This is a genomic window from Rhodoferax sp. RT5P35, assembly GCF_056521385.1.
The window spans coordinates 212,734-234,536 of the sequence record NZ_JBWMAX010000001.1 but is presented as its reverse complement, the minus strand read 5'-3'; the positions used below and the strand labels follow the sequence as shown (position 1 = coordinate 234,536).

The 21,803-nt window shown below is 62.4% G+C and carries 23 protein-coding genes; 11 read left to right on the top strand and 12 right to left on the bottom strand.

The features are described from left to right. Nucleotides 1-8: 8 nt before the first annotated feature. The 6 genes from nusA to AC097L_RS01095 all read right to left on the bottom strand — a co-directional run bounded on the left by nusA (nucleotide 9) and on the right by AC097L_RS01095 (nucleotide 7,970). Entirely contained in the window at nucleotides 9-1,514 is a 1,506-nt protein-coding gene (gene nusA, locus AC097L_RS01120) for a transcription termination factor NusA (protein ID WP_479584270.1), read from the bottom strand. A 60-nt stretch (nucleotides 1,515-1,574) separates the two neighbouring features. Continuing rightward, entirely contained in the window at nucleotides 1,575-2,165 is a 591-nt protein-coding gene (gene rimP / locus AC097L_RS01115) for a ribosome maturation factor RimP (RefSeq protein WP_479584269.1), read from the bottom strand. 330 nt (nucleotides 2,166-2,495) lie between these two features. Further along, entirely contained in the window at nucleotides 2,496-4,073 is a 1,578-nt protein-coding gene (locus AC097L_RS01110; protein ID WP_479584268.1) for an ABC transporter ATP-binding protein, read from the bottom strand. Continuing rightward, nucleotides 4,070-5,137, bottom strand: a complete 1,068-nt coding sequence (locus tag AC097L_RS01105; protein ID WP_479584267.1) for an ABC transporter permease — start codon at nucleotides 5,135-5,137, stop codon at nucleotides 4,070-4,072. Before AC097L_RS01105 ends, AC097L_RS01110 begins: the two co-directional genes overlap by 4 nt. Then, nucleotides 5,130-6,164, bottom strand: coding sequence for a microcin C ABC transporter permease YejB (locus AC097L_RS01100; protein WP_479584266.1), 1,035 nt, complete (start codon nucleotides 6,162-6,164; stop codon nucleotides 5,130-5,132). The genes AC097L_RS01105 and AC097L_RS01100 overlap by 8 nt, the downstream gene beginning before the upstream one ends. A 6-nt stretch (nucleotides 6,165-6,170) precedes the next feature. Continuing rightward, the gene (locus tag AC097L_RS01095; RefSeq protein ID WP_479584265.1) at nucleotides 6,171-7,970 is read right to left on the bottom strand and encodes an extracellular solute-binding protein; all 1,800 of its coding nucleotides are present in this window, start codon (nucleotides 7,968-7,970) and stop codon (nucleotides 6,171-6,173) included. A gap of 81 nt (nucleotides 7,971-8,051) precedes the next feature. On the opposite strand from AC097L_RS01095, the gene fabI reads away from it, so the two are divergent. From fabI to AC097L_RS01075, 4 genes are all read left to right on the top strand, one after another. Then, the gene (gene fabI, locus AC097L_RS01090; protein WP_479584264.1) at nucleotides 8,052-8,837 is read left to right on the top strand and encodes an enoyl-ACP reductase FabI; all 786 of its coding nucleotides are present in this window, start codon (nucleotides 8,052-8,054) and stop codon (nucleotides 8,835-8,837) included. Nucleotides 8,838-8,915: 78 nt separating this feature from the next. Continuing rightward, nucleotides 8,916-9,371: a GNAT family N-acetyltransferase gene (locus AC097L_RS01085; RefSeq protein ID WP_479584263.1), complete on the top strand. Its 456-nt coding sequence runs from the start codon at nucleotides 8,916-8,918 to the stop codon at nucleotides 9,369-9,371. Nucleotides 9,372-9,386: 15 nt separating this feature from the next. Then, nucleotides 9,387-9,806, top strand: coding sequence for a GNAT family N-acetyltransferase (locus tag AC097L_RS01080; RefSeq protein ID WP_479584262.1), 420 nt, complete (start codon nucleotides 9,387-9,389; stop codon nucleotides 9,804-9,806). 5 nt (nucleotides 9,807-9,811) lie between these two features. Beyond that, nucleotides 9,812-10,390, top strand: a complete 579-nt coding sequence (locus tag AC097L_RS01075) for a histidine phosphatase family protein (protein ID WP_479584261.1) — start codon at nucleotides 9,812-9,814, stop codon at nucleotides 10,388-10,390. Between the two features lie 59 nt (nucleotides 10,391-10,449). On the opposite strand, the gene ggt is transcribed toward AC097L_RS01075, so the two are convergent. After that, complete coding sequence (ggt, locus tag AC097L_RS01070) at nucleotides 10,450-12,171, bottom strand: gamma-glutamyltransferase (protein WP_479584260.1); 1,722 nt, start codon at nucleotides 12,169-12,171, stop codon at nucleotides 10,450-10,452. Between the two features lie 167 nt (nucleotides 12,172-12,338). Between ggt and AC097L_RS01065 the strand changes: the two genes are divergently transcribed. Further along, on the top strand, nucleotides 12,339-13,199 hold the full coding sequence (locus AC097L_RS01065) for a DNA ligase (RefSeq protein WP_479584259.1): 861 nt from the start codon (nucleotides 12,339-12,341) through the stop codon (nucleotides 13,197-13,199). Nucleotides 13,200-13,286: 87 nt separating this feature from the next. On the opposite strand, the gene AC097L_RS01060 is transcribed toward AC097L_RS01065, so the two are convergent. The 4 genes from AC097L_RS01060 to AC097L_RS01045 all read right to left on the bottom strand — a co-directional run bounded on the left by AC097L_RS01060 (nucleotide 13,287) and on the right by AC097L_RS01045 (nucleotide 16,454). Beyond that, nucleotides 13,287-13,853 (bottom strand): fasciclin domain-containing protein, encoded by a 567-nt coding sequence (locus tag AC097L_RS01060; protein WP_479584258.1) that lies wholly within the window; start codon nucleotides 13,851-13,853, stop codon nucleotides 13,287-13,289. A gap of 142 nt (nucleotides 13,854-13,995) precedes the next feature. After that, entirely contained in the window at nucleotides 13,996-14,442 is a 447-nt protein-coding gene (locus AC097L_RS01055) for a MarR family winged helix-turn-helix transcriptional regulator (RefSeq protein ID WP_479584257.1), read from the bottom strand. Between the two features lie 3 nt (nucleotides 14,443-14,445). Then, nucleotides 14,446-15,414, bottom strand: a complete 969-nt coding sequence (locus AC097L_RS01050; RefSeq protein ID WP_479584256.1) for a PDR/VanB family oxidoreductase — start codon at nucleotides 15,412-15,414, stop codon at nucleotides 14,446-14,448. Further along, nucleotides 15,411-16,454, bottom strand: a complete 1,044-nt coding sequence (locus AC097L_RS01045; RefSeq protein WP_479584255.1) for an aromatic ring-hydroxylating dioxygenase subunit alpha — start codon at nucleotides 16,452-16,454, stop codon at nucleotides 15,411-15,413. Before AC097L_RS01045 ends, AC097L_RS01050 begins: the two co-directional genes overlap by 4 nt. Nucleotides 16,455-16,751: 297 nt before the next feature. Between AC097L_RS01045 and AC097L_RS01040 the strand changes: the two genes are divergently transcribed. From AC097L_RS01040 to AC097L_RS01015, 6 genes are all read left to right on the top strand, one after another. Then, the gene (locus AC097L_RS01040) at nucleotides 16,752-17,000 is read left to right on the top strand and encodes a PepSY domain-containing protein (protein WP_479584254.1); all 249 of its coding nucleotides are present in this window, start codon (nucleotides 16,752-16,754) and stop codon (nucleotides 16,998-17,000) included. 4 nt (nucleotides 17,001-17,004) lie between these two features. Beyond that, nucleotides 17,005-17,541 carry a cytochrome b/b6 domain-containing protein gene (locus tag AC097L_RS01035; protein WP_479584253.1) on the top strand — a complete coding sequence of 179 codons (537 nt, stop codon included), beginning with the start codon at nucleotides 17,005-17,007 and terminating at the stop codon, nucleotides 17,539-17,541. A gap of 32 nt (nucleotides 17,542-17,573) precedes the next feature. Next, the gene (locus AC097L_RS01030; RefSeq protein WP_479584252.1) at nucleotides 17,574-18,518 is read left to right on the top strand and encodes a cation diffusion facilitator family transporter; all 945 of its coding nucleotides are present in this window, start codon (nucleotides 17,574-17,576) and stop codon (nucleotides 18,516-18,518) included. 91 nt (nucleotides 18,519-18,609) lie between these two features. Beyond that, entirely contained in the window at nucleotides 18,610-19,449 is an 840-nt protein-coding gene (locus tag AC097L_RS01025) for an alpha/beta fold hydrolase (protein ID WP_479584251.1), read from the top strand. A gap of 14 nt (nucleotides 19,450-19,463) precedes the next feature. After that, nucleotides 19,464-20,102 carry a TetR/AcrR family transcriptional regulator gene (locus AC097L_RS01020; protein WP_479584250.1) on the top strand — a complete coding sequence of 213 codons (639 nt, stop codon included), beginning with the start codon at nucleotides 19,464-19,466 and terminating at the stop codon, nucleotides 20,100-20,102. Between the two features lie 36 nt (nucleotides 20,103-20,138). Beyond that, complete coding sequence (locus tag AC097L_RS01015) at nucleotides 20,139-20,909, top strand: carbon-nitrogen hydrolase family protein (protein WP_479584249.1); 771 nt, start codon at nucleotides 20,139-20,141, stop codon at nucleotides 20,907-20,909. A gap of 71 nt (nucleotides 20,910-20,980) precedes the next feature. Here AC097L_RS01015 and AC097L_RS01010 read toward each other — a convergent pair whose 3' ends face one another. Next, nucleotides 20,981-21,595 (bottom strand): response regulator, encoded by a 615-nt coding sequence (locus AC097L_RS01010; protein ID WP_479584248.1) that lies wholly within the window; start codon nucleotides 21,593-21,595, stop codon nucleotides 20,981-20,983. Nucleotides 21,596-21,803: the final 208 nt, after the last annotated feature.

Sequence of the window (21,803 nt, the reverse complement as noted above, 5' to 3'; positions counted from 1 at the left end):
CATGACCATTACTCTTGAGAAGCGGCGTCATTGGCAAACCAATGTGCGCGCGCTTTCATGATCAAGGTCGTGGCCTCGTCCTCAGACTGGCCGGTAATTTCGGAGAGCTCATCACCGGCCAAGTCGGCCAGATCGTCGCGTGTGTGGATGCCGCCAGCTTGCAGCTTGGCGATCAATTCGGGGGTCAGGCCTTCGAGGTCGTTCAGGTCTTGCGAAACCGGTTCGGCCGCTTCGGCGTCTTCTTCCAAGGCAATTTCCATGGTCAGCAGCACGTCTTTGGCACGCGAACGCAGCTCATGCACGGTGTCTTCGTCGAAGCTTTCGATTTCCAACATTTCCTGCAGCGGCACGTAGGCGATTTCTTCCAGGCTGGTAAAGCCCTCGTGGATCAGGATGTCGGCCATTTCTTCGTCGACATCGAGCTTTTCCATGAATAGCTTGCGGCTGGAATCGGTCTCGGTGGCCTGCTTCTGGGCCGACTCGGCGGCGTCCATGATGTTGATCTTCCAGCCCGTCAGATCGGCAGCCAGGCGCACGTTTTGTCCGCCGCGGCCAATCGCAATCGCCAGATTTTCTTCATCTACCACCACATCCATGGCGTGGCGCTCTTCGTCCACCACGATGGAAGACACATTGGCCGGGGCCAAGGCACCAATCACGAACTGGGCGGGGTCTTCGCTCCACAGCACTATGTCCACGCGCTCACCCGCCAATTCGGTGGTGACACCATTCACACGGGTGCCACGCACGCCGACGCAGGTGCCGATGGGATCAACGCGCTTGTCGTGCGACAGCACAGCGATCTTGGCGCGCGAACCCGGGTCACGGGCGCAGGATTTGATCTCCAACAAGCCTTGCTCGATTTCGGGCACTTCCTGGCGGAACAACTCGATCATGTAGGCAGGCGAGCTGCGCGACAGGATGATGGGTGCGCCGCGCAAGGTCAGGTCCACTTCCATGATCATGGCGCGAACGCGGTCACCGGTACGCAGATTTTCCTTGGGGATCATCTCGCTGCGGCGCAGGCGGCCTTCGACGCGGCCACTTTCGACAATGATGTCGCCCTTGTCCATGCGCTTGACGGTGCCGACAAAAATCTTGTCGCCACGGCTCATGAAGTCGTTGAGCAGCATTTCACGCTCGGCATCGCGGATCTTTTGCAGAATGACCTGTTTGGCGGCCATCGCGCCAATCCGGCCAATCGGCAACGACTCGATCGGTTTCTCGATGTAGTCGCCTTCTTCGATGTCAGGAATATCGTCGCGCACGTCCGACACCAGCTCTTCTGCCTCGGGGTTTTGCAAACCGGCAGAGTCTGGCACCACCAGCCAGCGGCGGAAGGTTTCATAGTTGCCGCTGTCGCGGTCGAGGGCGACGCGGATATCCACTTCGCCCTGGTACAGCTTTTTGGTGGCCTGCGCCAAAGCCGACTCCACCGCGCCAAAAACCACATCCCGCTCCACGTTCTTCTCACGTGAAATGGCATCTACCAACATCAACATTTCGCGATTCATGTCACGAATCTCCTGAACACTAAAACCAAAAAAACCCCATCCGCAGCGAGCGGCGGAACATCATTCGGGCGCAACACCCGTGTCTTTTGCGTTGCGACCACTGAAACTAACGATAGGGGCCAGCCGGGCATCGCGGATCTCGTCCAGCGTGAAACCCATAGCCTGCAAAGGCGCGGGAACGCGCTTCTTGCTGACGCGCACCCCCGGCTTGGGCTCGGGCTCATCGCTCCAGACGATTTGCCAGCTGGAGGCAGCAGTGCCAACAGCCGAAACGGCTTCCAGCGTGCCGCGAAATTTTTTACGGTTGGCGTTGACCTTGCCTTCAGCGGCAACGCCAATGGCCGACTTGAGGTTGACGTCGATCACATAGCCGACGAAACGCTCAAAATCTGTGGTGTTGCGCAAGGGGCGGTCGATACCGGGCGAGGAGACCTCTAGCCGCTTGTATTCCGCGCCATCGACTTCCAGTGCAAACTGGAGCTGGCGGGTGACTTTTTCGCAGTCTTCGACGTTGATAAACTGCTCGGGCGCGCCAGCGACCCAGGGATGGTCGATCGTGATGCGCAGCAAACCACCGGCAGAGCGGTCGATCTCTACGAGGTCGTAGCCGAATCCGGTTACGGTTTGTTCAACGATTTCTTGTAACGCCACGTGTGATATGGATAGGTGCAATGAATGCATTTGCCCCAAAAAGCACTTGAAAAGTCTGCTTTTTGGAACCTGTTAAAAACAATCGACCAAAAAAAACGGGCGGTAATTACCCGCCCGTTTGGTCGTGAGCTCTTATTCTAGCCCAGAAACGGGCTAATTGCACTGCTTTGTAAGGGCTTTTACGGTTGCGGCCCCACTATTCGACACCGACCAGAGGCAGGGCATGTGCCTTCCAGAAACACCGCAGAACTGGCTCTGCCAGGCTGCTGGTGTTGCCCCCCGCAAGGGGGTTGGCGAAAGATGCGAAGCACTGCAGCCTGGGGGTATGAACTAGCCTGTTGCTGCAACCAAAGTTCGCGTGTAAGCGTGTTGCGGCGCGTCCAGCACCTGCGCCACCGGGCCCGATTCCACGATTTCACCGTTTTGCACCACCAGCACCTGGTGGGCCATGGCGCGGATCACATCCATGTCGTGGGTGATCAGCAGGTAGGCCAGACCGCGTTCGCGTTGCAGTCTTTGCAACAATTGCAGAACTTGCTGCTGGATGGTCACGTCCAGCGCGCTAGTGGGTTCGTCCAATACCAACAATTGCGGCTGCACGATCAGCGCCCGCGCAATCGCCAGCCGCTGGCGCTGCCCGCCGGAAAATGCATGCGGGTAGCGCTGCAACAGGCCGGGGAACTGCGCCTCGTCCATGCCCACGTCGGCCAGCGCCTGGAGGACCTGGCGCTGGCGCTCGGTGGCGTTGTGCTGCGGTGCGTGGACGCGCAGGCCCTCCCCCACGATTTCTTCGACCGTGAGGCGCGGCGACAGGGACGAAAACGGGTCCTGGAACACCACCTGGATCTGGGCGCGCAGCGCCTTGTTTTTGGCGGCTTCACGCCCCCAGGTCTTTCCGCCAATCTGCACCGCGCCGCCATAGTTCTGCAAACCCAGCACGGCCAGGGCCAGGGTGGATTTACCCGAACCGGACTCGCCCACCACGCCCAGCGTCTGGCCGGGGGGGATGGCAAAACTGGCATTCTGCAAGGCCACGAACTCGGACTTTTTGAACCAGCCCCGGATGCCCGGCAGTGCCGTGGGATAAGCCACCCGCAGCCCTTTCGCCTGCAGCAATGGGGCGGCGGAGGTTTCGGGCACCACATCGCGCACCGGCTTGCTGGCGATCAGCTTGCGGGTGTAGGCATGTTGCGGGTTCTCAAAAACAGCCGCCACGCCACCGGTTTCCACGATGTGGCCGCGTTCCATCACGGCCACGCGGTCGGCAAACTGGCGCACCAGGTGCAGGTCGTGGGTAATCAGCAGCACCGCCATGCCATATTGGCGCTGCAGGTCGGACAGCAGCGCCAGAATCTGGCCGCGCACTGTCACGTCCAGCGCGGTGGTGGGCTCATCCGCCAGCAGCAGCTTCGGCCTGCAGGCCAGGGCCATGGCGATCATGGCGCGCTGGCGTTGGCCGCCGCTGAGCTGGTGCGGGTAGCTGCCCACCCGGCGGGCAGGTTCGGTCACACCGGTACTTGCTAGTATTTCAATAGCTGCAAGCGCAGATTGTGCCTGCGTAAGACCCTGTTTTAGCTCAAAAACTTCGGCAATCTGGCGGCCAATGGTGAACAGCGGGTTCAGCGCCGTCATGGGCTCCTGGAAGATCATGGCGATGTCTTTACCGCGGATGCCGCGCAGCGTGTGCTCGGGCAGCACCAGCAGGTCTTGCCCGCCGAACTGGGCCTTGCCCGTGGTCTGCGCATCGGCCACCAGGCGCAGCAGGCTTAGGGCGGAGATGGTTTTGCCCGAGCCCGACTCGCCCACCAGCGCCAGCTTTTCACCGGGCTGGATCTGGAAGCTGATGCCGCTCACCACGGGTTTGCCGTCAAAGCTGACGGCTAAATCCTGCACGTCGAGCAAACTCATGCCTGGGCCTTCCGTGGATCAACAGGGAGTTGATCCACTTTGCGTGGATCAAGTGCATCCCGCAATGCATCCCCCATAAACGTCAGCAGCAGCAACGTGATTGCCAGCACCGCAAAGGTGGACAGCGAAATCCACCACGCGTCAATGTTGGCCTTGCCCTGGCTCAGCAACTCGCCCAGCGACGGTGTGCCCGGCGGCACGCCCAGGCCCAGAAAATCCAGTGAGGTGAGGGCCAGAATGGCGGCGCTCATGCGAAACGGCAAAAAGGTCACCACCGGCGTGAGGCTGTTGGGCAAGATGTGCCGCCAGATGATTTGCGCATTGCCCACGCCCAGGGCGCGCGCAGCCTTCACGTAGTCCATTTGCCGGTTGCGCAAAAATTCGGCGCGCACGTAGTCGCTCAGGCCCATCCAGCCAAACAGGCTCAACAAAACCAGCAGTAGGCTGATGCTAGGCGCAAAGATGGCGCTGAAAATGATCAGCAGGTACAGCTCGGGCATGGAGCCCCAGATCTCGATGAAACGCTGGAAGGCCAGGTCGGTTTTGCCGCCAAAAAACCCCTGCACCGCCCCCGTAACAATGCCCAGCACCGTGCCCGCCGCCGTCAACGCCAGCGCAAACAGCACGCTGACCCGAAAGCCGTAAATCAGCTGCGCCAGCAGGTCACGCCCCCGGTCGTCCGTGCCCAGCAGGTTGGCGCGCGACGGGGCCGAAGGGTTGGGAAACTGGGCGAAATAGTTCAGCGTCTTAGGGCCGTAAGGGTTGGGCGGGTAGACGGCCCAGTTGCCGTCCTTCGCCAGTTGCGCCTTGATGAACGGGTCTAGGTAGTCGGTGGGCGTGGGAAAGTTGCCGCCAAAGGTGATCTCGGCATAGTCTTTCACCAGCGGGAAATAGGTTTGGCTCTGGTAACGCAGCACCAGCGGGCGGTCGTTGCTCAGCACCTCGGCCAGCAGGCTCAAGACCACCAGCACGCAGAAGATCAACAGGCTCCAGTAGCCCAGGCGGTTGCGTTTGAAGCGCTGCCAGGCACGGCGGCCAGGGCTGGGCGAGACGGTATTAGTCAAATCGAACCCTGGGGTCTACCCACACGTAACATAAATCGGAAATCAGCTTGGTGACCAGGCCAATCAGCGTAAACAGGTACAGCGTGCCCAGTACCACGGGATAGTCGCGGCGGATCACGCTCTCATAGCTCAGCAGGCCCAGGCCGTCGAGCGAAAACAGGGTTTCGATCAGCAGCGAGCCGGTGAAAAACGCACCGATGAAGGCGGCCGGGAAGCCGGTGACGATAGGTATCAGTGCGTTGCGCAGCACATGCTTCCACAGCACCTGCCGCTCGCTCAAGCCTTTGGCGCGGGCCGTCAGCACGTACTGCTTGCGGATTTCTTCCAGAAACGCGTTCTTGGTCAGCATGGCCGTCACGGCAAAGCTGCCCAGCACCATGGCGGTAACCGGCAGCGCGATGTGCCACAGGTAGTCCACCACCTTCGCGCCCCATGACAGGCTTTCCCAGTTGCTGGAGGTCAGCCCGCGCAGCGGAAACCACTGCAACTGCCCGCCAAAAATCACCACCAACGCCACGCCCAGCACAAAGCCGGGGATGGCGTAGCCCACCAGAATCAGCAGCGTGGTCACAAAGTCAAACCGCGACCCGGCGCGCACCGCCTTGGCAATGCCCAGTGGCACGGCGACCAGGTAGCTCAGAAAAAAGGTCCACAAGCCCAGGCTGATGGACACCGGCAGCTTCTCTTTCACCAGCTGCCACACGTCCTTGTGCTGGTAGAAGCTCTGGCCCAGGTCGAACCGGGCGAACTGGCCCAGCATCTGCCAAAAGCGCTCGGGGGCGGGCTTGTCGAAGCCGTAGAGCTGGCGGATTTCTTCGATTTGCTTGGCGTCAATCCCCTGCCGCCCGCGGTAGCCCGCACCCGTTGCTGCCGCCCGCTCGCCGCCCGAATCGCGGCCTTGGAGTTGCGACACCATCTGCTCCACCGGCCCGCCAGGCACGAACTGCACCACGGCGAAGGTCACCAGCAGCACGCCCAAGAGCGTGGGCACCATCAGCAGAATGCGTTTAAGGATGTACGAGAACATGGCTATTTATTTGTTGGTGGGCGAAGCCCACCAGGTGCTGCTGGCCCAGGCGTCCGCCTGGTAGTACGGCGGCGTGGTGGCGGGCAGCACGAACAGGCCGGGCCGGTAGCCCACAAAGAAGGCGTTGCTGAACCACTGCGGGATGGAGTAATGGCCATGGGTCAGCACCCGGTCCAGCGCGCGCATGGCGGTGGCCAGCTCGGGCCGGGTGGTGGCGGTCACCACTTTTTGCAGCAGGGCATCCACAGCCGGGTCGGCAATGCCCCAGACGTTGTTGGAGCCGGGCGTGGCCGCCGCCTTGGAGCCAAACAGCTCCAGCAGCTCGCCGCCGGGCGCACTGCTGCCCAGCAGGCGCACGCTGGTCATCTCGAAATCAAACGCATCCATTTTTTGCTTGGACAGCGAGAAATCCACCACCCGCAACTGCAGCGCAATGCCCAGCTTTTCCAGCGACTTTTGCAGGGGTGCAATCACCCGCGCCAGGCTGGGCTGGTCGTTTAAAAACTCGATGGTGAAAGCTTCGCCCTTGGCGTTGCGCAGTGCACCAAAGGCATAGTCCCAGCCGGCCTCATGCAGCAGCTTTTGCGCCTGGCGCAGGTTGTCGCGCAGGCTGCGCGGGGGTGCGGTGCTGGGCGACAGGTAGGCGGGGCCGAACACCTCGGGGCGCAGCTTGGCGCGCAGGGGTTCTAGCAGGGCCAGCTCGTCCGCGCTGGGCAGGCCCTGGGCCTGGAATTCGCTGTTGGGAAAATAGCCGTTGACGCGCTGGTAGGCACCGTAGAAGAGCTGGCGGTTCAGCCACTCAAAGTCCATCGCCAGGCCCAGCGCCTCGCGCACCCGCACGTCTTTGAACTTGGGATTGCGCAGGTTGAGCACATAGCCCTGGAAGTCGCCGGGGTTGCGGTTCACAAAGGTAGCTTTTTTCAAAGTGCCGTTGTCAAACTGCTTGCCCACGTACTGCCGCGCCCAGTTGCGCGAGATGAATTCGCGCATGAAGTCGAATTCCCCGGCCCGCAGTCCCTCGAAACGCGAGGTTTCGTCCAGGTAGATTTTGTAGGTGATGCGGTCGAAGTTGAACTGGCCCTTGCGCACGCCCAGGTCGCGCGCCCAGTAGGCCGGGTCGCGGGTGTAGGTGATGTCGCGGCCCAGCTTGGGATCGATGATTTTGTACGGGCCGGAACCGATCGGCACCTGCTCCACGATCTGGTCAAACGGCACCCCCTTGCCCCAGGCACGGCTGAACACCGGCAGGCCGGTGCCCACCACCAGCGGCAGCTCGGGGTTGGGACTGGCAAAGTCAAAGCGCACGCTGCGCTCGCCCAGCACCACCACGCCCTTGACCTCGGCAAAGATGCTGCGGTACTGGGGCGCGGCCAGTTTGCCAATGAGGGTGTTGAAGGAATACGCCACGTCGGCGGCCAGCACCGGCGTGCCGTCATGGAAGCGGGCGGCGGGGTGAAGTTTGAAAGTGGCAGACAGCTTATCGCGGGCCACCTCCACGTCCTCGGCCAGCAGGCCGTAGGCGGTGGTGGGCTCTTCCATGTTGCCCACCAGCAGCGACTCCATCAGCATGCCGCCAATGCCAAAGGGTGCCGTGCCCTTCAAGGTGAACGGATTGAACTTGTCGAAGTTGGTGGGCCGGGTGGGCGGCACCATGCGGATCTCGCCGCCCTTGGGGGCATTGGGGTTGACATAGCTGAAATGGTCGAACCCGGCGGGGTATTTCACGTCGCCAAATTGCGCGTAGGCATGCGCGCCCCAGGCGGGCACGCAGCAGCACATCAAAAGTAAAACAGCCGTAACCCGCATGCGACAATTCTGCAATACTTTTTGACACAGGCCGGACCGCAGGGAATAGCCGGTGTCGCTTACTTTTTCAGGAGATAAAAAATGGGCTTTCTGGCTGGCAAAAAACTACTCATCACCGGTGTTCTGAGCAACCGCTCCATTGCCTACGGCATTGCCCGCGCCTGCCACCGCGAAGGCGCGGAGCTGGCCTTCAGCTACGTGGGCGAGCGCTTCAAGGACCGCATCACCGAATTCGCCGCCGACTTCGACTCCAAGCTGATTTTTGACTGCGACGTAGGCGATGACGCGCAGATCGACAAGCTGTTCACCGACCTGGCCCAGACTTGGCCCACGTTCGACGGCTTCGTGCACAGCATCGGCTTTGCGCCGCGCGAAGCCATCACCGGCGACTTTTTAGAAGGCCTGAGCCGCGAAAGCTTCCGGGTGGCCCACGACATCAGCGCCTACAGCTTCCCCGCCATGGCCAAGGCCGCCCTGCCCTACCTCAGCAACAAGTCGGCGCTACTCACGCTCACCTACCTGGGCAGCCTGCGCGTCTTGCCCAACTACAACACCATGGGCCTGGCCAAAGCCAGCCTGGAAGCCAGCGTGCGCTACCTGGCCGAGTCGGTCGGTCCCAAGGGTATCCGCGTCAACGGCATCAGCGCCGGCCCCATCAAAACCCTGGCCGCCAGCGGCATCAAAGACTTCGGCAAGATGCTCAAAGCCACCGCAGAGTGCCCCATCCGCCGTAACGTAACGATTGACGACGTGGGCAATGTGGCGGCCTTTTTGCTGAGCGATTTGGCCGCAGGCGTAAGCGCGGAGATCACCTACGTGGATGGCGGATTCAGCCAGGTCGTGGGTGGTATTGGCGAAGCGACTTAAAGTATAAAAAGTGCCTCCAGCGCATATACCACCTACGCTAGCAGCTATTAAAAACAGAGTTTTCTTTCTAAATACAGCATGCAGATAGAAATCGACGACCTCACGCGACCCGCCACCCAGGCCTTGCTGCAAGAGCACCTGGACAGCATGTACGCGCTGTCGCCACCCGAGAGCGTGCATGCTCTGGACATCGCCAAGCTGCGCGCCCCCGACATCACGTTCTGGACGGCATGGGATGGCCCCCTACTGCTGGGTTGCGGCGCGCTAAAGCAGCTCGATGCCCGGCACGGCGAGTTGAAATCCATGCGCACACCTGCTGCCCACCGGGGTCAAGGTGCCGGACGGGCGCTGCTGCTGCACATTCTGGAGGTGGCCAAAGCACGGGGCTATACCCGCCTGAGCCTGGAAACCGGTACGGTAGAAGCGTTCCAACCCGCGCAAAAACTCTACGCCAGCATGGGCTTTGTCACCTGCGGTCCGTTTGCCAGCTACCGAGAAGATCTGCACAGCCTGTTTATGGCGTTGGATTTGTAAATGCCGGGGTACACCATGGACAACAATCCCCTGCCCATCGACTACCGGCGCGACGCAGATGCCAGCGACGCAGAGCTCAACGCACTGTTTGCGCAGTCATGGCCCGACCACCAAAGCCACTCCTTCCAGCTGGTGCTGCGAACGGGCTTTACCAGCGTCTGCGCCTACAGCGGCGAGGCGTTGGTGGGCTTCGTGAACATTGCCTGGGATGGCCGGTCCCATGCCTTCGTGCTGGACCCCACCGTGGCCCCTGCCTTCAGAAGGCAAGGCATTGGTCGCCAACTGGTGCTGCACGGCATTGCCGCCGCTAAAGATGCAGGCCTGGACTGGATCCACGTGGATTTTGAACCCGCCCTGCGCGGGTTCTACCGGCAATGCGGCTTCCAACCGTCGGAGGCCGGGGTGATCCAATTGGTATCGTTTACCTCTGCATAAACCGCATGCAACTGCTGCTCGTCCGTCACGGACAAACGGATTTCAATGCCGAACACCGCTACCTGGGCGCTTTGGACCCAGAGCTCAACGCCCACGGCATAGCGCAGGCCGTCGCGCTCAACGACGTGCTGCCTGCTGATTTGGCGGCAGTGGTGTGTTCGCCGCTGCGCCGGGCGCGGCAAACGGCCGATCTAGTGTGCAAGCGCCGAGCGTGCAGTCCGGTGATGCGTGCCGCGTTTCGTGAACGGCATGTAGGCGTTTTCGAAGGACTAACTCAAGAGGAAGCCCGCCAGCAATTTCCAGCGCTGTGGGCCCAAAATGTCACCCGCACCTTGGATGCTGCGCCACCCGGAGGTGAAACGATTCTTGCAGTGGTGGAACGGGTCAGCCTGGGTTTGCGGGAACTATTTGCCGACTATGCGGGCCAGCAGATTGCCTTGGTGGCACACGGTTTTGTCGCCAAGGTGGTGCGCGCAGTCAGCCACGCCGGTTTTATAGATTTCTTTGACTGGCAGCTGGCCAATGGCGCTATATATGAGCTCACACTGGCAGGCACCCGCGATTTAAAGAAAATTGATCTCTAGCGCAGATAGAACCTACACCACCAGCTATAAATAATATAGCTAGTGGCATTTCTCCTCGGTTAGTACCCTTCGGCCAAACCGGTATTGCGGCGTGGGTCGTTCGCGCCATAGAAGCGGAAGTTACCGCGTGGCTTGCCGTCCAACGTGGGGGCGCCTACCAAAATCGCCGCCAAGTGGTTTGCGGGCTGGGGCACGCCCAGGTTGTGGCCCATGCCCTCCAAGATCTTGCGGGTGTCGGGGCTGATGCCGAAGGTGTCCACATTGGTCAAATCAGGCAGCCATTGCTGGTGAAAGCGCGGTGCGTCCACGGCTTCCTGCACGTTCATGCCGTAGTCGATCACGTTCAAAATGGTGTGCGTCACTGCCGTGATGATGCGGCTGCCACCGGGGGTGCCGACCACCATCACGGGCTTGCCGTCTTTGCTGACGATGGTGGGGCTCATGGAGCTCAGGGGGCGTTTGCCGGGCTCGATCTTGTTGGCTTCGCCCTGCACCAGGCCGTACATGTTCGGCACGCCCACTTTGGAGGTGAAGTCGTCCATCTCATTGTTGAGCAGCACACCGGTTTTAGCGGCGGTGACCTTGGCGCCGAACCAGTCGTTCAGCGTGTAGGTGACCGACACGGCGTTGCCCATGCTGTCGACGATGGAGTAATGGGTGGTGTTGCTGCCTTCGTGCGGCGCCACGCCGGGCTTCATGTCCTTGGAGACACCGGCCTTGTTGGGGTCGATGGCGGCGCGGATCTTGGCGGCGTAGGCTTTGTCGAGCAGGCGGTCCAGCGGGTTTTTCACGAAGTCGGGGTCGCCCAGGTAGCTGTTGCGGTCCAGGTAGGCGTGGCGCATGGCCTCGATCTGGTAGTGCACGGCCTGGGCCGAGCGAAAGCCCAGTTCCTTGAGCGGATAGCCTTCAACAATGTTCAAAATCTCGCAAATCACCACGCCGCCGGAGCTGGGGGGCGGGGCCGACACGATGTGGTAACCACGGTAGTCGCACTCCACCGGGGCCAGCTCGCGCACTTTGTACTGGTTCAGGTCTTCCTGGGTGATGATGCCCTTGCCGGCCTGGCTGGCGGCCACAATGTTGGCACCCACTACGCCCTTGTAGAAACCGTCCGGGCCCTTTTGGCTCACCAACTTCAGGGTTTTGGCTAGGTCTTTTTGCACCAGCTTCTGGCCGATCTGGAAGGGTTCGCCTTTATTCAAAAAGATGGCGGCAGACGGCGCGTCCTTTTTGAAGTCGGCAGTCGACGTTTTCAGCATGTCCACGTCGCCCTCTTGCAGCACAAAGCCGCGCTCGGCCAAGGTGATGGCCGGGGCCAGCAGCTTGGCGCGGGGCATGGTGCCGTACTTGGTGCGGGCCTCTTCAAAACCTGCCACCGAGCCGGGAATGCCCACGGCCAGGTAACCGTTGGTGCTGGCACCTTTCACGACGTTGCCGTCGGCATCCAGATACATATTGGCGGTGGCGGCCAGCGGGGCTTTCTCACGAAAATCCAAGAAGGTTTTGCGGCCATCGGCCAGTTGCACGGTCATAAAGCCGCCGCCGCCCAGGTTGCCCGCCGCCGGGTAGACCACGGCCAGCGCATAGCCCACGGCCACAGCGGCATCAATCGCGTTGCCGCCTCGCTTCAATACATCCACACCGACCTGGGTGGCCAGATGCTGGGCGGTAACGACCATGCCGTGCTCGGCGGCCACCGGGGCCACGGATGCCGCCTGGGCAGCGCAACACAGGGCGGCAGCAGTGGCGACCGAGGCGAGGCGGAAGGAAGAAATAGGCATGCGGTGGAGTCTCCGAGGGGTAGAGGAAAGGGTGAAAAAAGGGCGGGGAAAGAGGTGCGTATAAACAAAGCGCAAAGTACTGTAACAAAGTACAGCGCGGGCTTTGTAGGCTTTTTGTTTAAAAATGTAGTTGCCCCAAAACGCCCTGTTTGGCGTAAATTGGCAGGATGTCTGCACCCTCCATTCCCCGCCGAATCCTGTTGCAAAACCTGCTCCTCGCCGCCATGGCGGGTGTACCGCCATGGAGCCGCGCCAACAGCCCACCCGCACTGCAGCGGCCCACGGCCTACCGCAGCGGCACCGAGCTGGCGGGCTACTGGGTCAGCGAAAAAATGGATGGCGTGCGCGGCTATTGGGACGGCACGCAGCTGTGGACCCGCGGCGGCCAACGCATCAGCCCACCCGCCTGGTTTACCGCGGGCTGGCCATCTGCGGCACTGGACGGCGAGCTGTGGGCCGGGCACGGAGCCTTTGCCACCGCGGTATCCACGGTGCGGCAGGCGGATGCGGGCGATGCCGCCTGGCGGCAGATGTATTACCAAGTATTTGACTTGCCCGCGCACAGCGGACCGTTCGATGCGCGCCTGGCCGCCTTGCAACATCTTCCGCTGCCCGCCTGGGTACAACCGGTGGCGCAATCCCGCGTGGCCAACCACCTTGCCCTGCAGGCCCTGCTGCGCCAGACGGTGCAAGCGGGTGGTGAAGGCCTGGTGCTGCACCGGGGCGATGCCCTGCTGGCCAGCCCTGGGAAGGACGACTTGCTGAAATTAAAACCCTTTGACGATGCCGAAGCCCGCGTGGTGGGGCATGTGGCAGGCCAGGGCAAATATGCGGGCATGCTGGGCGCGCTGCAGGTGGAAACACCCGAGGGCCTGAAATTCAAACTGGGCACCGGTTTCAGCGATGCCCAGCGGCGCGATCCGCCTGCACTGGGAACCTGGGTGACCTACCGGTTCAGAGATGTCAACCCCAGCGGGATTCCGCGCTTTGCGAGCTTTTTGCGGGTGCGCGCAGACGCAGACCTGTAAACGCCGTTCGGGCCGGGCCTGTCAAAACAAGCCCAGCCCGAACGGCTAGGAAACAGATGCGAAGGGGGAACGCCCCCCCGTCCGACATTACTTAGGCAGCAGAACCTTGTCGACCACGTGGATCACGCCGTTCGACTGGTACACGTCGGCAATCGTCACATTGGCGGTGCCGCCCTTTTCATCGGTAACCATCACCTTGCCGCCGCTGGCCTTGGCGGTCAGTGTGCCGCCGCTGACCGTCTTCAGCGTGGCCATGCCCTTGCCGTCTGCAATCATCTTGCTGATGGCCGCTGCGTCAAACTTGCCGGCCACGACGTGGTAGGTCAGGATCGTGGTCAGCGTGCCCTTGTTTTCGGGCTTAAGCAGGGTGTCTACCGTGCCAGCAGGCAAGGCTGCAAAGGCGGCGTTGGTAGGCGCAAACACGGTGAACGGGCCAGGGCCCTTGAGGGTTTCGACCAGGCCTGCGGCCTTGACGGCGGCGACCAGGGTGGTGTGGTCTTTGGAATTGACGGCGTTGTCGATGATGTCCTTCGAGGCCAGCATCGGCGCACCGCCGACCATGACGTCAGCGGCCATTGCGGTGAAAGATGCGGCTGCCATCACGGCGGCCAAGCTAAAAGATGCCAATTTACGGGTGGTTTGAATCGAGACCATGGAAAGCTCCTAGTAGGTTGATAACAAGCCGAATGTTGCGGCTGAGACCAATACGGAGCAGTGCGGGACTTTGGATTCAAGTATTTGGATGGCACGCTGCAAGTGGGGTTATTGGACCGGTCAAACCGGCGGCCCTCCGCCTTCAGCGCCCCAGGCGTTTGTGCGCATCGGGCTCGGCAAACTTGCGCAGCAGGCGCAGCAGCTCGGCCTGCTCCGGCACGTCCAACCCGCCCAACAGCGTGGATTGCATCTGCGCCATACCGTCTACCAGCGATGCCAGCAGGGCCACGCCCTCGGGGGTCAATGACAGGCTGCGCTGGCCGCGGGCCAGCACCGCGCGGGTGATCCAGCCCTTGGCCTCCAGCCGCACGGCAATATCGGCGGTGGTGGAGGTGTCCAGCGCCACCGCCAGCGCCAGGGTGCTCTGGTCAATGCCGGGCTGGTCTTGCAGCGTGCGCATCAGCGCATATTGCACGGGGGTTACCTCGCGGCCCAGGTGGTCGTGGAAGCTGGCCACCGCAATCTGGTGGGCACGGCGGATCAGGTGGCCGGGTTGGTCTTGCAGGGCGATCAGGGTGGACAGAGGCATGCGTCAAAGATCCAACACTAAAAGCGCCGATTTTGACCGAGAGCAGCACGGTGTGAACTGGTCATTGGCAGCCTGCTCTTCCGGGGTCAGGTAAAAGTCCTTGTGGTCGGGCTCGCCTTCCAGCACCTTGGTCAGACAGGTGCCGCACACGCCTTGCTCGCACGACAGTGCAATGTCCACCCCGGCCAGGACCAGGGCCTGGGCGACGGTCTGGTTGGCGGCGATGCGCACCACCCGGCCCGAGCGGGCCAGCTTGACCTCGAAGCTTGCGTCATTGGCCGAAGGTGCCACGTTGGCCGAGAAGAATTCATAGTGCAACTGCGCCTCGGGCCAGCCGCTGGTGCGGGCCGTGGCCAGCACCGCGTCCATGAAGCCGGTGGGGCCGCACACATACAGGTGCACACCCGGCTGCGGCTCGGCCAGCAGGTCGGGCAAAGACAACTTTTGCATGCTGGAGCCATCGTCGAAATGCAGGTGCACGTCGCGGGCAAATGCGGAAGCCGCGATCTCGCTGCGAAAAGCCATGCGCTCCTCGGCCCGGGTGCAGTAGTGCATCTCCAGCGGTGCGCCCTGTTGGGCCAGGGTTTGCGCCATGGCCAGGATGGGCGTGATGCCGATACCGCCCGCCAGCAGCAGGCTGCGGGTAGCGTCTGGAGCCAGGGCAAAGTGGTTCTTGGGCGCGCTGATCTCCAGCACATCGCCCTCATGGACCGCCGTGTGCATGGCCTGGGAGCCGCCGCGCGAGGCCGGGTCGCGCAGCACGCCGATGCGGTAACGCTGCGTCTCGGTGGAGTCCGTAGGGTCATTACACAGGGAATACGGCCGCGTCAGGCCGCCGGGCAGGTGCACGTCGATATGCGACCCGGCGCTGAACGTGGGCAGCGGCGCGCCGTCCACGGCTACCAGTTCGAAGCTGCAAATGTCCAGCGCCTCAACGGTTTTGCGGGCCACCCGCACGCGTAACGTGTTCATGCGGCCACCTGCTGCGGTGCTTCAGCGGCTAGCAAACGGTCGATCACCTTGCGCGACTGCACGCCGCCGGAGTCGATGTTCAGCATCAGCAGCTTGCGCTCGGGGTGGGCCAGCAGATTGCGCTGTTGCAGTTCCAGCATCTGCAAGTCTTCGCTGAAGATGGTGTGCTGGCCGGCGCGGATGGTGGCGGTGAGCTCGGCATCTTCGGGTTTGAAGTTGCGCGCCATGCCCCAGAAGTACCAGATCGAGGTTTCGGTCTCGGGCGTGATGAAGTCCACCACGATGGACGATGCCTTGTGCTCGGCCGCTGCGTCATAGCCGCCCTTGCCCGCGTGGGCCACGCCGACCTCGATCATCACGTGGCTGGGTGGGGTGAAGCGGCAGATTTGCCAGCGGTCCACCGGCACGTCGTCGGACAGGCCGTTGCCGCGCAGCGCCATGCGCCAGAACGGCGGCGCGCCGATGTTTTCCATGTGGCGGCTGGTGACCACCTCGTCGCCATTCACCACAGTTCTGGTGGGTGTTTCGTCAATCTCTTTTTGGCCGATGCTGCTGGCATGCACATAGGTTTCGTGCGACAGGTCCATCAGGTTGTCGACCATCAGGCGGTAGTCGCAGCGGATGTGAAACAAGCCGCCGCCGTAGGCCCAGGCAGGGTTCTCGGCCCACTCCAGGTGGTGCAGTTTGGATGCATCGGCCAGGGCCGCGTCGCCGGGCCAAACCCAAATGAAGCCGTAGCGCTCGATGGCCGGGTAGGCGCGGATGGCCGGGAAGCCACGCACGCGCTGGCCGGACATGGCCACGGTCTTGCCGTCGCAGCCCATCTCCAGCCCGTGGTAGCCGCAGCTGAGTTTGCCGTTTTCCACCTTGCCCAGCGACAGGGGCGCGCCCCGGTGCGGGCAGAAGTCTTCCAGCGCGGTGGCCTGGCCTTCGGGTCCGCGGTACAGCACCAGGGATTCGCCGCAGATCTTGCGGCCCAGAGGCTTGTCGGTGATTTCGTCGGGGGTGCAGGCGACGTACCAGGCGTTTTTGGGGAACATGGTGGGTGTCCTTTTTATGGGCATGGGGGAAAATTGACGTTCAGCATACTTATCGTAGGCCTAGTGTATGGAGCCCACCAGGGCATGGGATGGGTATTTACCCTTGTTGCCACAGCAACAAAGGAAAGGATATTTTTAAACAAAAGAAGCCTTTAGCCCATGTTCCATGGGCACAAGCGACTCTTTTTTATGTAGCACGTAAAGGTCCACGGTTTGACTTAATAGAAGCTTAATCTGGCCTTTCAATAATGCGTGCACCAGTATTTTCTGGAGTTCCATTGACCGAAAGCCCTGCCCATGAAAGCCTTTTTCTTCTTGCCCGCCATCCTGGCCATTTCCACCGCCGTCCTGGCCGAACCCACCTGCACGGCGCCCAAAGATAGTTGGATGAAGCAGTCGGACTTCAAGCAAAGCATCGAAGCCCAGGGCTACAAGGTCAAGACGCTGAAGGTCACCAACGGCTGCTACGAAATCTACGGCCACGACAAGGCGGGCAAACGCGTCGAAATTTCCTTTGACCCCGCCACCGGTGCCGTTGCCAAATAAGCCCTTGGCCGACCGACCAGCCCCGGGCCCCGTGGCCGTGTGGGACCGCTTTGTGCGCGTCTTCCACTGGTTGCTGGTGATCTGCGTAATGCTCAACTACTTTGTGCTCGAAGGCGGCCAGACATTGCACCAGATAGCAGGCACCCTGGCCTTGGCGCTGGTGTTGGCACGCATCATCTGGGGCTTTGTAGGCACGCGCTACGCGCGCTTTGCCGACTTCTTCCCGACTCCGGCCCGCCTGCGCAGCCACCTGGCACACCTGCGCAGTGGCACACACAACCCGCACCCCGGCCATAACCCGTTAGGCGGCACCATGGTGTTGGCCCTGATCGCCGTGGTGCTGGCACTGGGCACCACCGGCTGGATGCAGTCGCTGGATGCCTTCTGGGGCGAAGAATGGCTGCAAGACCTGCACCGCACCATAGGCAACGTGTTGATCGGCATGGCCACCCTGCACGCCGTCGCGGCCCTTGTGATGGGCCGCCTGGAACGTACCCGGCTGGTCAAGGCCATGCTGACCGGCACTAAAGAGCGCTGGTGATCCAGCCTACTTCCCAACCACTTCCTTTCCCTATGTACAACCTGAACGATTTGAACGACGACAGCGAAGATACCGAACACACCCCGGCCCAGCGGGCCGACGCCGCATCGCGCAGCACCTGGGTCAGCGTAGCCGTCAACCTGGGGCTGACCGTATTGCAGATCGCAGCGGGCATCTTCTCCAAATCCCAGGGCCTGATCGCCGACGGCGTGCACTCCCTGTCCGACCTGGTAGCTGACTTCGTGGTGTTGCTGGCCAGCCACCACAGCAAAAAAGACGCCGACATAGACCACCCCTACGGCCACCAGCGCTATGAAACCGCCGCTTCGCTGGTGCTGGGCCTGTTGCTGCTGGCCGTGGGCGTGGGCATGCTGTGGTCGGCCGCCAGCAAGCTGGAAGCCCCCGAAGCCATCGCCCAGGTGCATGTGCTGGCCCTGTGGGTGGCCGGTGGCGCACTGGTGGCCAAGGAGCTGCTGTTTCGCTACATGATGGCCGTGGCCAAGCGGGTCAAATCCAGCATGTTGGTGGCCAATGCCTGGCATGCCCGCTCGGACGCGGCATCGTCCCTGGTGGTGGGTATTGGCATCACCGGTAACCTGGCGGGCTACCCCCTGCTGGACCCGATTGCCGCGCTGATCGTGGGCTTCATGGTGTCCAGAATGGGCTGGGGCTTCGCCTGGGATGCCCTGCACGACCTGATGGACCGGGCGGTCGATGAGACCGAGGTGGAAGCCATCCGCCAGACCCTGCAAGCCACGCCCGGCGTGCTGGGGGTACACGACCTGCACACCCGCAAAATGGGCGACATGGTGGTGGCCGACGCGCACATCGAGGTCGATGCCACGCTGAGCGTGGAGGCAGGGCACGAGATTGCTGTGTCGGCGCGCCAGCGCGTGCTGCAGCGGCACCGGGTGCTGAATCTGGTGACGCACATTGACCCCTGGCATCGGCCCGACCGGGACCACGCCACCCCCTGAACGGCGCCGGGTGGTGCTGCCGAAGCACGCATAAAATAGGCTGCTCGTGCTGATTTAGAGTGCATGAGGAGCTCTTATTTGCATAGCATCCATGCCCACTACCGACATCGCCCGCCTGCACGCCCGCGCCACCCAGCACACCACCCCCTGCGGCGACGGCCACACCGTCTGGCACGTTTGGGGACAGCCCGGCAGCCAGCCGCCGGTGCTCCTGCTGCACGGCGGCAGTGGAAGCTGGACGCACTGGATACGCAACATCCAAAGCCTGGTCGATGCCGGGCGACAGGTGTGGGTGCCCGACCTGCCCGGCTTTGGTGACTCCGACCTGCCCAACGACGGCAGCGATGCCGACGCCCTGCCCGCGCCATTGCAGGCAGGGCTGCAGCTACTGCTGGGCGACGCCGCGGTGGATGTGGTGGGCTTTTCGTTCGGCGGCATGGTGGGCGGCTTTCTGGCCCAGGCCTACCCCGCGCGTGTAGCCCGCCTGGTGCTGGTCGGCGCGCCCGCCCTGGGCATGGTGGAGCGCAACACGGTGCGCCTCCAAGCCTGGCGGCACCTCACAGATCCCGCCGCGCAAGAGGCCCGGCACCACCACAACCTCACCGCGCTGATGTTGTTCGACCCCGCCGGTGTGGATACCGACACCCTGGCCTTGCACATCGCCAATGTGCTGCGCGACCGCATTCCCGGCCGCCGCCTGTCGTACACCGATGTGCTGTCTCGGGCTCTGCAGCAGGTGCGCTGCCCGGTGTGGGCCATTTACGGCCGTGAGGACGCGCTGTACCTGGGTCGTCTGGACGCGCTGGCCGCCGCGCTGCAGGCCGCGCCCACCTTCCAGTCACTGCAACTGGTGGATGCGGCGGGCCACTGGGTGCAATACGAACGCGCCGAAGCCTTCAACGCGGCATTGCAGCGCGTACTGGCGGCCTGACTACACTCCTGGGCATGCCTGCCCCCAAGCCAGAATCCCGCACCAACGACCCCGAACGCACCCGGGCCGACATCCTCAGCGTCGCAACCCACGAGTTCTCTGAAAAAGGCTTTGCCGGGGCCCGCATCGATCGGGTTGCCGAAGCCACGCGCACCAGCAAGCGCATGATTTACTACTACTTTGGCAGCAAGGAAGGCTTGTACCTGGCGGTGCTGGAAGATGCTTACAGCCGCATCCGCCAGATCGAAAGCGCGCTGCACCTGGAGGACCTGGAGCCCATAGCGGCCCTGCGTACCCTGGTCGGCTTTACCGTGGACTACGAGCGCGCCAACCCCGACTTCATCCGCCTGGTGATGAATGAAAACATCCAGCGCGGTGCCACCCTGGCCCGCAGCACCACCATCCAGCAGCGCAACGCCACCGCCATCGACGCCGTCACCCAGGTCTACCAGCGCGGCGTGGCCAGCGGTGTGTTCCGCCCCGGGCTGGACCCGGTGGACCTGCACATGTCCATCAGCGCTTTGAGTTTTTTCAATGTGTCCAACCGCCACACCTTCGCCCTGATCTTCAAGCGCGACCTGGACACCCCCGAAGCCGTGACCCAGCGCCGCGAGAACGTGGTGGACATGCTGTTGCGCTACGTCAAGCTCTAGGCTTTTTAGATACCCATTTCGCAACCCCCACGCGCCATGCCCCAGCTTCCCCGCCTTTGTATCGCCGCCGCCCAGTCCCACTCCGTCCCCGGCGACATCGCAGCCAACCTGGAAGTGCACAGGCAGTTCATTGCGGTGGCGCACCGCGCCGGGGCAGATGTACTGGTCTTCCCGGAACTGTCTTTGAGCGGCTACGAGCCCGCGCTGCTGCCGGGCTGCGTATTACACCCTGGCGACCCGCGGCTGGCGCCCCTGCAAGACCTGGCCCGGCACACGCAAATGGTCATCGTGGTTGGGGCACCCATCGCCGCCCCTGGCGCACGCAAGCCATTTATCGGCGCTATCAGCTTCTTCCCCGACGGCCGCAGCTCGGTGTACTGCAAAAAGCACTTGCACCCCGGTGAAGACAGCTTTGCCACACCCGGCGAACCAGACGGCCACAACCATTTTCCCTTGCACGGCACGCCGCTGGCCCTGGCCATCTGCGCCGATGCCATGCACCCACCCCATGCCGAGCGCGCCGCCGCCGATGGCGCAGCGCTGTACATCGCCAGCTCCGTCGTGTCGGTCGGTGGCTATGCAGCCGAGGCCCGCCAGCTCCAGCATTACGCCAGCACACTCGGCATGGGCGTGCTGCTGGCCAACCACGCGGGCAGCACCGGTGGTTACGTCTGCGCAGGCCAAAGCGGGTTTTGGGCACCGGGCGGGCGCTTGGTCGTGGCGGCTCCCAGTGCAGACAATGTGCTGGTGCTGGCATCTTGCGATGCGCAGGGGTGGAGCGGCACGCTGCATGCGGTAGACGCTTAGAACGTGTATTGAGCCGCACCCACAAAAAAAGCCGCATCGCTGCGGCTTTTGGGGGGCAAGAAAGAGTCCGGTCAGACCACGGTTTTTTGCCGCATCTGTACCAAGGTGGCCACGCGCTTGAGCAGCTCGCGGTCGTTCCAGGGTTTCTTGAAGATGCCGTACAGGCCCTGGCAGTCGTGCACGCGGGCCTGCATTTCGTCATGGCCGGTGATGGCGACGATGGGCATGTCTTCGGTGTCCATGTTGCCCTGCACGGCGGCAATCAGCTCAAAGCCGTTCATGTTGGGCATTTCCAGGTCGGTAATCAGCACCGAAAAGCTGCCGGTGGCCAGCAGCTCCAACGCATCCGCGCCGTCGTTGGCCAGCGCGACGCTGTAGCCCGCGCCTTCTAGCAGCTTGCGCAGCTTGGCCCGGGCCACAGCCGAGTCATCGACCACCAGCAGGTCTTTGTGCGCCAGGCCCGGGGTTACGGATACCGGTAGCGGTGCCAGCACAACCGGTGCGGTCGGTGCAACCGGCACTGCCGCCATCTTGGCCGTAGGCTGCAAGGCTGCGAACTCGGAAGCCGTCTCCAGCGTGTGGTCTTGCTTGCCCAGGCCACGCAGCAGCATGTACAGGCCCACCATGGCAATACCGATCGCAACCGGTACAAGGTAGAGGTGAAACAGGTCTAAAAAAGAGTTCATCAAAATGTCCCTGGAATGCCTGCTCTGAACGCCACAGAATCGACACATTTTTCCGGATGGAGCAGGCTGGTGGGGGTTCGCTGCCTGCGTAGTGTGTTGTCAGCTATGCATTATGCGATTTTTGTGTCTGGATGTTGCGGCTGATTGCTACCCAGCATAAAACGGGCCATCCGCAGTGCGTCATCCTTGAACTGCCTGGGCTGTGGGA

Bases quoted from the DNA above. Each gene is read 5' to 3' on its own strand.
- nusA (WP_479584270.1), bottom strand. From the start codon at position 1,514: ATGAATCGCGAAATGTTGATGTTGGTAGATGCCATTTCACGTGAGAAG.
- AC097L_RS01110 (WP_479584268.1), bottom strand. From the start codon at position 4,073: ATGAGTTTGCTCGACGTGCAGGATTTAGCCGTCAGCTTTGACGGCAAA.
- AC097L_RS01100 (WP_479584266.1), bottom strand. From the start codon at position 6,164: ATGTTCTCGTACATCCTTAAACGCATTCTGCTGATGGTGCCCACGCTC.
- AC097L_RS01095 (WP_479584265.1), bottom strand. From the start codon at position 7,970: ATGCGGGTTACGGCTGTTTTACTTTTGATGTGCTGCTGCGTGCCCGCC.
- fabI (WP_479584264.1), top strand. From the start codon at position 8,052: ATGGGCTTTCTGGCTGGCAAAAAACTACTCATCACCGGTGTTCTGAGC.
- AC097L_RS01085 (WP_479584263.1), top strand. From the start codon at position 8,916: ATGCAGATAGAAATCGACGACCTCACGCGACCCGCCACCCAGGCCTTG.
- AC097L_RS01080 (WP_479584262.1), top strand. From the start codon at position 9,387: ATGGACAACAATCCCCTGCCCATCGACTACCGGCGCGACGCAGATGCC.
- AC097L_RS01075 (WP_479584261.1), top strand. From the start codon at position 9,812: ATGCAACTGCTGCTCGTCCGTCACGGACAAACGGATTTCAATGCCGAA.
- ggt (WP_479584260.1), bottom strand. From the start codon at position 12,171: ATGCCTATTTCTTCCTTCCGCCTCGCCTCGGTCGCCACTGCTGCCGCC.
- AC097L_RS01065 (WP_479584259.1), top strand. From the start codon at position 12,339: ATGTCTGCACCCTCCATTCCCCGCCGAATCCTGTTGCAAAACCTGCTC.
- AC097L_RS01060 (WP_479584258.1), bottom strand. From the start codon at position 13,853: ATGGTCTCGATTCAAACCACCCGTAAATTGGCATCTTTTAGCTTGGCC.
- AC097L_RS01055 (WP_479584257.1), bottom strand. From the start codon at position 14,442: ATGCCTCTGTCCACCCTGATCGCCCTGCAAGACCAACCCGGCCACCTG.
- AC097L_RS01050 (WP_479584256.1), bottom strand. From the start codon at position 15,414: ATGAACACGTTACGCGTGCGGGTGGCCCGCAAAACCGTTGAGGCGCTG.
- AC097L_RS01045 (WP_479584255.1), bottom strand. From the start codon at position 16,454: ATGTTCCCCAAAAACGCCTGGTACGTCGCCTGCACCCCCGACGAAATC.
- AC097L_RS01040 (WP_479584254.1), top strand. From the start codon at position 16,752: ATGAAAGCCTTTTTCTTCTTGCCCGCCATCCTGGCCATTTCCACCGCC.
- AC097L_RS01030 (WP_479584252.1), top strand. From the start codon at position 17,574: ATGTACAACCTGAACGATTTGAACGACGACAGCGAAGATACCGAACAC.
- AC097L_RS01025 (WP_479584251.1), top strand. From the start codon at position 18,610: ATGCCCACTACCGACATCGCCCGCCTGCACGCCCGCGCCACCCAGCAC.
- AC097L_RS01020 (WP_479584250.1), top strand. From the start codon at position 19,464: ATGCCTGCCCCCAAGCCAGAATCCCGCACCAACGACCCCGAACGCACC.
- AC097L_RS01015 (WP_479584249.1), top strand. From the start codon at position 20,139: ATGCCCCAGCTTCCCCGCCTTTGTATCGCCGCCGCCCAGTCCCACTCC.
- AC097L_RS01010 (WP_479584248.1), bottom strand. From the start codon at position 21,595: ATGAACTCTTTTTTAGACCTGTTTCACCTCTACCTTGTACCGGTTGCG.